Source organism: Vibrio sp. T13N, from assembly GCF_032970445.1.
GTDB classification, from domain to species: Bacteria; Pseudomonadota; Gammaproteobacteria; order Enterobacterales; family Vibrionaceae; genus Vibrio; species Vibrio diabolicus.
Window position 1 is genome coordinate 269,416 of sequence record NZ_JAWJYE010000007.1, and the last position, 9,352, is coordinate 278,767.

9 protein-coding genes, 1 tRNA gene and 2 rRNA genes are annotated in these 9,352 nt (G+C 42.7%); 3 read left to right on the top strand and 9 right to left on the bottom strand.

Annotated features, from left to right (window positions below):
* Positions 1-191: 191 nt before the first annotated feature.
* The 3 genes from R2S67_RS14185 to R2S67_RS14195 all read right to left on the bottom strand — a co-directional run bounded on the left by R2S67_RS14185 (position 192) and on the right by R2S67_RS14195 (position 3,331).
* Complete coding sequence (locus tag R2S67_RS14185) at positions 192-1,565, bottom strand: histidine kinase sensor domain-containing protein (RefSeq protein WP_317345192.1); 1,374 nt, start codon at positions 1,563-1,565, stop codon at positions 192-194.
* On the bottom strand, positions 1,565-2,230 hold the full coding sequence (locus R2S67_RS14190) for a response regulator transcription factor (protein WP_005393531.1): 666 nt from the start codon (positions 2,228-2,230) through the stop codon (positions 1,565-1,567). Before R2S67_RS14190 ends, R2S67_RS14185 begins: the two co-directional genes overlap by 1 nt.
* Before the next feature lie 147 nt (positions 2,231-2,377).
* Positions 2,378-3,331 (bottom strand): lactate/malate family dehydrogenase, encoded by a 954-nt coding sequence (locus R2S67_RS14195; protein WP_317345194.1) that lies wholly within the window; start codon positions 3,329-3,331, stop codon positions 2,378-2,380.
* A gap of 239 nt (positions 3,332-3,570) precedes the next feature.
* Between R2S67_RS14195 and R2S67_RS14200 the strand changes: the two genes are divergently transcribed.
* Entirely contained in the window at positions 3,571-4,281 is a 711-nt protein-coding gene (locus R2S67_RS14200; RefSeq protein WP_048625142.1) for a glycerophosphodiester phosphodiesterase family protein, read from the top strand.
* A 35-nt stretch (positions 4,282-4,316) separates the two neighbouring features.
* On the opposite strand, the gene R2S67_RS14205 is transcribed toward R2S67_RS14200, so the two are convergent.
* Positions 4,317-4,799: a murein L,D-transpeptidase family protein gene (locus R2S67_RS14205; protein ID WP_048624649.1), complete on the bottom strand. Its 483-nt coding sequence runs from the start codon at positions 4,797-4,799 to the stop codon at positions 4,317-4,319.
* A gap of 289 nt (positions 4,800-5,088) precedes the next feature.
* Here R2S67_RS14205 and R2S67_RS14210 point away from each other — a divergent pair, with 289 nt between their 5' ends.
* A complete protein-coding gene (locus R2S67_RS14210) occupies positions 5,089-6,084 on the top strand; it encodes a 2-hydroxyacid dehydrogenase (protein WP_054866878.1) in 996 nt (331 codons plus the stop codon).
* 85 nt (positions 6,085-6,169) lie between these two features.
* Complete coding sequence (locus R2S67_RS14215; protein ID WP_005374274.1) at positions 6,170-6,526, top strand: YibL family ribosome-associated protein; 357 nt, start codon at positions 6,170-6,172, stop codon at positions 6,524-6,526.
* Positions 6,527-6,682: 156 nt separating this feature from the next.
* Here the strand turns inward: R2S67_RS14215 and R2S67_RS14220 are convergent, their stop codons facing one another.
* From R2S67_RS14220 to R2S67_RS14240, 5 genes are all read right to left on the bottom strand, one after another.
* Complete coding sequence (locus tag R2S67_RS14220; RefSeq protein WP_317345201.1) at positions 6,683-7,714, bottom strand: cytosolic protein; 1,032 nt, start codon at positions 7,712-7,714, stop codon at positions 6,683-6,685.
* Positions 7,715-7,817: 103 nt separating this feature from the next.
* On the bottom strand, positions 7,818-8,579 hold the full coding sequence (locus R2S67_RS14225) for a cytosolic protein (RefSeq protein WP_317345203.1): 762 nt from the start codon (positions 8,577-8,579) through the stop codon (positions 7,818-7,820).
* Between the two features lie 277 nt (positions 8,580-8,856).
* Positions 8,857-8,947 (bottom strand) — tRNA-Ser (locus R2S67_RS14230).
* Positions 8,948-9,048: 101 nt separating this feature from the next.
* Positions 9,049-9,165: ribosomal RNA gene (rrf, locus tag R2S67_RS14235) — 5S ribosomal RNA — on the bottom strand.
* 93 nt (positions 9,166-9,258) lie between these two features.
* A 23S ribosomal RNA gene (locus R2S67_RS14240) occupies positions 9,259-9,352 on the bottom strand; the annotation flags it as partial.

Below are 9,352 nucleotides of genomic sequence, written 5' to 3' on the forward strand. Positions count from 1 at the left end.
TATTATTTTTCGGGTCACATGCTTGTTGAATGCGATTCCCTCTTAATTATTTCGCGGGTGAATATAAGTGATAAGTATTACCATTTGCATTAAATTTACATTCTTTGCATTTGCAAACTTTTGTAAAGTACTCTCTGATGATGAGCCACAATAACGTGATAAATATCACAGTTAATAAGACTTAACCATACTTACTGCTTGAACACCAAAGTAACACTCAGACCTCCTTGTTCACGATTTTTCGCCGTAACGGATCCACCCATAATGCGCATGGATTCTTTGACAATCGCGAGACCTAAACCATAGCCGCCAAGCTTCTTATCTCTTGATGCATCTAAGCGAGTAAACGGGTCAAAAATATCGACCAACTTGTTCTCTGGAATACCTGGCCCATTGTCGGATACAGACATGGAAATCAATTGCTGCCCATCTTTGACATGATTAGCCAGAGAAACTTCTATCTGAGATGCTTGCCCTGAATATTTGATGGCATTTCCAACAAGGTTATTCAAACAACGAATGATGAGCGTTTCTTCGCAAAAAGCTTTGGCGCATATTGCTTCTGAACGGAATGACAATGTTTGTTCTGGCTTTAAATCGATTTTGCACCGCTCAACTTGCGGTGCGAGCAACACCTCTAAATCACGGCGTTTCGCACCTTTGTCGAAACGCGCATTTTCCAAGCGACTGAACTCCAAGATATCGCTTATCAAATGGTTTAGCTCTTTAGCTTCGTCTTCTAGCCTGGTCACCAAGCTTTGCTCGTTCTCCCCAACTCGCTTCCGCAAAAGGTGTAGAACTAAATTCTGTCTTGCTAACGGCGTTCGGAGCTCGTGGGAGACATCTCTTATAAGCAATCGCTGCTTTTCGGCAAGAGAATGAATTTGCTGTGTCATGTGGTCGAAGTCTTGCGCCAGCTCGTTAAACTCGCGCGTATTCGATTTTAACTCTTTCACCACACTGACATTAAAGTCACCGTTAGATAGCTTTTTGCTTGCTTCTCTTAAGCGATCAAGCGGCTGTTGTAAGTTGCGTGCCATTAGCAATGAGAACAACGCCAAAATAACTACCGCAATCACCACTTTGAGAATAGAGAAATATAAAATGAAGTCATGTGCGGGATGCAGTCGATGTGGCAGTTGAATTACCAAGCTATTATCTTTTACCAAAGGGATATTGATAATCGGGCGATTTACCTTTCCCTCAAGTTGATCATCAATACTTCTTTTAAATTGAAGTTTGAACTCGAAGTGTGGATGCATTAAACGGTGAGTGACGGGTTGCTGGTGCTCATTCAGCACAAACAGATAAAAGTTTTGCGCGTTCGCCCAGTCAGCAAGTTCATCCATGTCTCCGTGCTCAATCAGCACATTGGCTTGATGTGCAAGATCGAGCATTTCTTCTCGCACACTGTCCGGCACTTTTAGCATGGCTTTCACGAGAGCTTGCTCCGCCATTGCTTGTACGACCAAAATACTTATCACAATTGCAGTCATATAACTAAACAACTTAAACGCTAAGCTGTCTTTACGTTTCGCGATAAAAGGTGGGCACGTGAGCTTCATTAATTGTTTACAGCCTCTAGGTAGCTGTAACCTTTGCCACGGAAGGTTTTGATATGTTGCTTAGAGAGCCCTGCTTCTACTAGCTTGCGACGTATATTACTGATGTGCATATCAAGGTTGCGGTCAAAAGGGCTTAGCTCTTTCTTTAATACTTCGGTTTGGAGTTCCGCTTTTGAAATCACCACACCTTGGTTTTTGACTAAATAGCTCAGTAATTCAGCTTCCGTGCTTGTGAGTGGTAAGCTATTGAGCTGAGCACTGATCGTTTGAACGGTACTGCACATCGCCTGACGTTGGCGCTCTAAACCAACACGACGAAGAATCGCTTTGATGCGCATCAGAAGCTCAGCAACATTAAAAGGCTTTCCTATGTACTGATCGGCTCCCGCTTGGTAGCCATCAAGCATCGAGTTTTCATCATTAAGAGCAGTAAGCATTAGAATAGGTGTCGCGAAGCGTTGACAGATTCTCCGGGCAACTTGCATGCCGTTAAGGTTTGGTAACATGACATCAAGCAGTACAAGATCTACCGGCGTTTTTTCCATATATTGCAAAGCACTTTCACCGCAATGTACAGAAGAGACAATATAGCCCTCCTCTTGCAAAACTGCCTCTAATAGCTCACACAAAGGAACGTCATCATCCACTATCAAAACTCGAGACATTACCACTCACCATTCAAATAAAAATGGTTCGCATTCTATTACTCATTTACAAATTAAACAACTACACACCCTAGGGCTTTAGTACAAATAGCTCTATAGCAGTAGACCGGAGTGCTAAGCTAACTATCACCTGATAATGAGGGTAGATCAGGGCTTTAGCTTCGTCTCCTTAGCGACATTTTCGACGATGTGTTTTAAGTGGGCGCTGATCGTTTTTAATGTGACAAACTCCTCTTCAGTGAAGGGATGCATCAGAACTGAATTTGCTCCGTTTTTTCCAATAACCGTAGGTAGGCTGAGAACAACATCATGCAAACCATATTGCCCCGACATCATCGTACCGACGGGCAACACCGATCGTTCGTTAATCGTCACAGCTTGAATGATTCGAAAGACACTGGCGGCAATGCCATGAACGGTGTTCTGCTTACGCCGAAAGATTTCATATCCCGCCTGTTTCACCGCCTCAAGAAGTGCGTGCGGATCAATTCTCTCAATGTTATGGGTATCGCAGTAATAGTCGGCCGGTTGCCCAGCGATAGAAATTAAGCTCTTAGGAGTAAAGCAATGGCTACCATGCTCTCCTAATACATAACCAAACACGTTCTTCGGGTCTAGGTCTACACGGCTAGCAACAATACTCATTAAACGAGCGGTATCAACTACACAGCCACTGCTAATAACTTTACTCGGCTCAAAACCGGTGTTGGTTACAATAAAGTGCGCCACGATATCGCATGGGTTTGACACAACAATCAACACCGCATTTGGCGCTACGCGTTCTATTTGACGCGCAATATCAACTCCAATTTGAGCATTAACCTCAGCAATATCTAAACGAGTTTGGCCTTGTTTAATCTGCGTACCAGCGGTGATAACAACAAGAGAGGCTTCGAGTAAATCTAAGTAATCATCCGACGGCATAATGCGTGTGTTTTTTGAAAAAGTCAGTGCCATCGTGTGACGAAAATCAAACACTTCACCCTCGGCACGTTCTAAATTTTTATCAAGTAGAACAAGCTCACTAAAACCACCCAGAGTGAGTAGATAATTACACACCCCCACACCGACAGCCCCTGCACCAATAACACCGATCTTCATATTTCTCTCTCCCGATAACCATGATGCACTCGCAACTACCTTGCTCTTTAAAAATGAGCGGCAGGAGAATAAAAGTCCAACTTTGGTTCATGATTCGACAGGAGTGCTTCCAACGACCTACCTTGACGAATGGGCGATTTGGCTTTTATTAAGACGATCTGACAACATGCACCTTGAGGTATACCTTCAAAGCAAAAAACGAGTACAATCTGCTCAACACAAAGCAGAAGATGAAGAACATGGAAACATTAGTAATTGGTCATCGTGGTGTTGCTGGCTCATACCCAGAAAATACAAAAGTGAGCGTTCAGGCCGCCATTGACCTCGGATTAAATTGGGTTGAAGTTGATGTACAACCGACCAAAGATAATGTTTTAGTGGTTTGCCATGATCACACCATAAATCGATGCAGTAATGGACAAGGGCGTGTCGATGAACTGACTCTGGAAGAGTTAAAGGCGTTGGATTTTGGTAGCTGGTTCAGCGCAGATTTTTCAGGTGAGAAAATCATGACATTAGATGAGCTGCTCACTTTAGCTACTGAGCACAAGCTTAACTTGAATATTGAAGTTAAGGTAGATCGCCACCCAGCAGAAGAAGTGGCACAAGCTCTCGCCAACGTACTAGCAAAAAGTCCCATGCCGCAAGAGAAGGTACTACTCTCCAGTTTTAGTCATGATGTCATTAGAGCGCTGCATAAATACTGCAATGAGTATCGATTAGGTGTATTGAGTGAATTCTTAACGAGAAAAGATAAACGCCTTTTGGAAGAAGTTAACGCCTATAGCTGCAACCTAAACATTAACTGGGTTCGCTCGCGCCAAATAAACAAACTCCAGCAGGCGGGTTACAAAGTGATGTGTTATACAGTGAACAATCCAAACAAACTGAAGTACCTACCTCAGTTAGACGGTATATTCAGTGATCATCCACAACGCTTTATGCCATAGCACATACCACCTTGAGCTTCAGAGGCACCATTTCGTTACCACTCAATCTGAATTGGTGTCCCCATCTCTACAAGCTGGATAAATTCATCCATCTCTTCATTGGTAATCGCAATACACCCATTGGTCCAATCAAAGCTTTGGATATAAATCGGCAACTGACTCTCACCGTTTTTTAAACCATGAATTTTGATGTTCCCTCCTGGGGACACACCTCGGCGCTTCGCTTCCAACGTATCAATCGCATCAGGGTAGCTAATATGCACAGAACGATAAAAAGCCGAGTCTTCTATGACGTAATCTAAGGTGTATTCGCCCTCAGGTGTACGATTGTCTCCCTCTTCTTGTTTATGCCCTTTAGGGTTCGCTCCTAAAGCAATGCGGTATTCTTTTAGTATTGTGCCTTGTTCCATTAAATACATTCGACGCTTTGACTTGTCGACTTTAACAAAATCTACAGCTGCATGGACGCCAGAAGCCAACACACAACACAAGAACATAGAGCACCATTTCACTGACATTGCCGGAACGCCTAACCTAACTAAAGTGAACAAGAAAAGAGCGATTATGCTAGTCAGTTAGCGCCCGTAAAGCAAACAGTATCTAGGGTAGAACCTGTATTACCCCAGGAGCTAAAGGGATGAACGCACAAGTGCAGAATCGTAAGATAATACTCATTGAAAGGCGTGATCGTTATCGTTGTTTGATATGGCAAAAGTTAAAGAGAAGATTTCTCTATTCATTCCGCCTAAGTTGCATTACTTTATAAGTATATTTATTTATAAAGTCCGCACTTTTTGAGAGGGAACCATGATTAATATTGCTTTTTTTAGTGCAAAATCCTACGACGAGGCCTCTTTTAATAAAATTAAAAATAACCGAAATTTTGAATTCCACTATCACGACTTCCGGCTAACCGAAAAAACCGCCAAAATGGCACATGGTTGCGATGTCGTGTGTGCTTTCGTCAATGATGACCTTTCAGCTCCCGTTCTTAAACAGCTTTCTCTAGGCGGAACTAAGCTTATTGCCATGCGCTGCGCGGGTTTTGATAAAGTTGATCTACAAGCCGCTAAAGAACTTGGCTTACAAGTGGTTCGAGTTCCTGCTTACTCACCAGAAGCGGTGGCTGAACACACAGTCGGTTTGATGATGTGCCTAAATCGTCGCCTTCACAAAGCCTACCAACGTACACGTGACGCCAACTTCTCGCTAGAGGGCCTAGTTGGCTTTAACTTTTACGGGAAAACCGTTGGTGTCATTGGTACAGGTAAGATTGGTATCGCGACGATGCGTATCTTCAAAGGGCTTGGCATGGAGCTGCTTTGCTATGACCCTTACGAAAATCCATTAGCACTAGAAATGGGAGCGCGTTACTGTTCGCTTGAAGAAATCTACGCTAATGCGGATATTATCTCTCTCCATTGTCCAATGAGTGAAGAAAACTATCACCTATTGAACGAAAAAGCCTTCGCGCAAATGAAAGATGGTGTGATGATCATTAACACTAGTCGAGGCGAGTTGCTGGATTCACTAGCGGCGATAGAAGCCTTGAAACAAGGTAAGATTGGCGCGCTTGGTCTAGACGTGTATGACAATGAAAAAGACTTGTTCTTCCAAGATAAATCTAACGATGTCATCGTAGACGATGTTTTCCGTCGCTTATCGGCTTGTCATAACGTGCTGTTTACTGGCCACCAAGCATTCTTGACTCACGAAGCACTTAATAATATTGCCTCAGTTACGCTCGATAACGTCGAAGCCTTTTTCTCTGGTAACGTATCGGGCAATGAACTGATTAACTAAAGCCAGACAATCGAGAAGTATAGTAGAGCGTGTGATCTCAGCTATGCTATACTTCTCGACTATTTAAAATTTGAGCCAAATTACCATGAGCATAAAAACTGATATTCAAAAGCTGCACAACCGTTTAGATACATGCCAACGTAAACTTGATGCGGCACGTTCTCGTGGTGATCACGAAATGATTACAAAGTTCACGGATGAAGTAGAACAGCTAACCAAAAAGCTTAACCAGTTAAAGCATAAGCAAAACTATGAGCTGAACAAAGAACGTAAAAGCTTACTTGATATGCCATTCTCTCGTGAAATCACCAAAGCAGAACAAGCGGACATCGGCAAACTGAAAAAACGCGTACGCGGCTTAGTAATCGTTCACCCACTAACAAAAGTTGGTAAAGAGCTTCGCCTCGATGTCATGACAGGCTTTGCGCCAAAAGAGTTTTAAACTCATATTAATACTCGTTGAGCCTAAGCATTTGCTTGGGCTTTTTATTTTGTACTGCTTCATTAAATTTCATCGAAATATCAACCCATAAGCTCTTAAAAAGGCCAGCGACAAAAGCCACTGACCAAATTCAAAATGCCAGTCTGCATTACTCGCCTACGACAGTTGCTGCAACTTGTGCTCCACAACGGGGTCATTCGGAACTAACTGCTGAGCCACTTCCAAAAGTTGTACTGCATCTTGCGGATTGTCATGCTCATGCTTCATCGCAATATCAACAAGTGGCTGAATATCGATTTGCGCTTGATGCTCCTTCACATGTTCTTTCTTTTCTTCAATTAACACATTATGAGCGGTACTCAGTAAGTTCAAACGATGCTGTGAACTCGCATTCGCCTTGTTAAGGCACTGATAGTAATCTTCTTTTAATCGCAGCGTTTTAGTCTGATGACGAAACTGCGCTATATCTATCTTCTGATAACGTATAAAGTCTACAGCCACTTGCTTATAAAAACCGAATTTATTCAAATACGTCGCGTGGGTACCATGTCCCATACCGAAGACTCTCAAGTGAGTGAGCTCTGGGTAGCGTTTGGCGTGAAGGCGGTCGATTTCATTGGTTGGATCATAAATGATGTAACCTTTTGCATCTCCAAGGTCGAGGTCGTGGTACTTTCCTTCCCAATCAAATTGTTGGGCAAGTTCAGTACTTGGCCTGTCATCCCATGGCACTAGCACTTTGTTTTTTGTACTGACCGGGTGAAACATCAATACTTGATCCAACTTTAATAGATTGGAAAAAGCGCCAATAGCAAAACCACCGCGGCTAAGGCCATAACCTAAACGGCATTCAAAAGGCTCAAGTAATGTCGATAACTGCTCTAGAAAGAAAATCAAATTACGGCTGCGAAACCAGTTACTTTTCCCAAGGTGCTGAAAAGAAATAATATTTACTTTTTGTTTCTGGGCTAAGCGATAGCCCCAAGGCGCAAAGTCTGAGTATAAGTCCTGTACTTGTAGATTCGTACCAGCAGGGGAAAAGGTGAACAACAGCGGTTTATTGCGGTCGACAAACTCATACTTAACAAACACATCATCAAGTAAGTCCTCCCCGGACATCGGTAGCCTGGTTTGCTGGTCTTCACGAGAAAGAGCCAGCCATTCATCCAACCAGTACAGTAACTTCATTAATCCTCCATCTAAATTGCGCCTAGCAATTGTGTTAAAAATCTAGTTTTTAGTGTGTGATCATCTCCCCCTGGTTACAGGGGACTCTGATATCAGTCCTCTTTTAAAACAAAGCGTGAATTTGCTTATTAAATTGGTCAATATCTATGGTTTGATGACGAACAAACTCCTTCGCCACCAGATTAAAAAATTCTACTTTATCTAATTGTGTGGATTGAGTGCCGTGCCCCATACCGACGACTTTTAAATGAGTTAGCTCTGGGTAACGTTCAGCATGAAGACGATCAATACGATTGGTGGGGTCATAAATAATGTAACCTTTGGCATTGCCCAAATCTCGATCATGGTAGCCGCCTTCCCAATCGAACTGTTGAGCAAGCTCAGTGCTGGGCCGATCATCCCAAGGCACTAAAGCTTTATTTTTTGTGCTCACAGGATAAAACAACAAAAGATGTTCTAATTTCAGCAAGTTAGCGAACGCGCCAATTGCAAAGCCACCTCGACTTTGCCCATAACCCAAACGACATTGGAAGGGATGAAGCAACTCAGACAGCTGCTCCAGAAAGAAAATCAAATTCCGACTACGGAACCAATTACTTTGTCCTAAATGTTGAAAGGCAATAATGTTTACTTTTTGTTGTATTCCGAGCTCGTAGCCCCAAGGAGAAAAATTCGGAGTTAAATCTTGTACCTGCACATCAGTGCCGGAAGGAGAAAATGTGAACAACAATGGCTTGTTAAGATCGACGAGCTCATACTTCACAAATACATCATCAAGTAAATCGTAGCCAGAAATTGGTAAAGCAGCATTTTGCTCTTTTTGAGTAAGCACTTGCCATTCATCTAACCAGTAAAGTAGCTTCATTTTTTCTCCAAGTACATCAGCAGTATTTAGACTGAAACTCTATCAAAATGCTTTTAAGCATCCCACGTTGAGACTTAACAAAGCTCTACTTAAAGCCTAAATGACCTATGAAAATGTCTTCGATTGCAGATATTACTGCGTAAACTAAACTCAAAGTGAGTACGCTAAAGAACTTAGAGAAAGGGCCGGAGAAAAGCCAATTAGACGTTTTCGATAACAGCTGTTAAAAAACAGCAGATACAAAAAAACCGCTGTAAGAACAGCGGTTTTTTAAAGGTGGCGGAGAGATAGGGATTTGAACCCTAGATACGCTATTAACGTATGCCGGTTTTCAAGACCGGTGCTTTCAACCACTCAGCCATCTCTCCACAAATTGTCACTAAAACTTAGTCTTATACTATCGATGCTAATTTTTAGTTTTGCCTTCAGTTATCTTAATTAAAAAGAAAACTTGAAAGCGATGTTTAAAGCCTGGCGATGTCCTACTCTCACATGGGGAAGCCCCACACTACCATCGGCGCTATTTCGTTTCACTTCTGAGTTCGGCATGGAAATCAGGTGGGTCCAAAACGCTATGGTCGCCAAGCAAATTCTTTAATCCGGAAAGCTGTTTCTTAATTCTCGTTCTTACACATTCAACGTTCTTTCATTGAGTCCATCAAAACCCCTTGGGTGTTGTATGGTTAAGCCTCACGGGCAATTAGTACAGGTTAGCTCAACGCCTCACAACGCTTACACACCCTGCCTATCAACGTCGTAGTCTACGACAACCC

What these genes read in the sequence shown, in the direction of transcription:
- R2S67_RS14185 (WP_317345192.1), bottom strand. Translation starts at nt 1,565, where the DNA reads ATGAAGCTCACGTGCCCACCTTTTATCGCGAAACGTAAAGACAGCTTA.
- R2S67_RS14190 (WP_005393531.1), bottom strand. Translation starts at nt 2,230, where the DNA reads ATGTCTCGAGTTTTGATAGTGGATGATGACGTTCCTTTGTGTGAGCTA.
- R2S67_RS14195 (WP_317345194.1), bottom strand. Translation starts at nt 3,331, where the DNA reads ATGAAGATCGGTGTTATTGGTGCAGGGGCTGTCGGTGTGGGGGTGTGT.
- R2S67_RS14200 (WP_048625142.1), top strand. Translation starts at nt 3,571, where the DNA reads ATGGAAACATTAGTAATTGGTCATCGTGGTGTTGCTGGCTCATACCCA.
- R2S67_RS14205 (WP_048624649.1), bottom strand. Translation starts at nt 4,799, where the DNA reads ATGTCAGTGAAATGGTGCTCTATGTTCTTGTGTTGTGTGTTGGCTTCT.
- R2S67_RS14210 (WP_054866878.1), top strand. Translation starts at nt 5,089, where the DNA reads ATGATTAATATTGCTTTTTTTAGTGCAAAATCCTACGACGAGGCCTCT.
- R2S67_RS14215 (WP_005374274.1), top strand. Translation starts at nt 6,170, where the DNA reads ATGAGCATAAAAACTGATATTCAAAAGCTGCACAACCGTTTAGATACA.
- R2S67_RS14220 (WP_317345201.1), bottom strand. Translation starts at nt 7,714, where the DNA reads ATGAAGTTACTGTACTGGTTGGATGAATGGCTGGCTCTTTCTCGTGAA.
- R2S67_RS14225 (WP_317345203.1), bottom strand. Translation starts at nt 8,579, where the DNA reads ATGAAGCTACTTTACTGGTTAGATGAATGGCAAGTGCTTACTCAAAAA.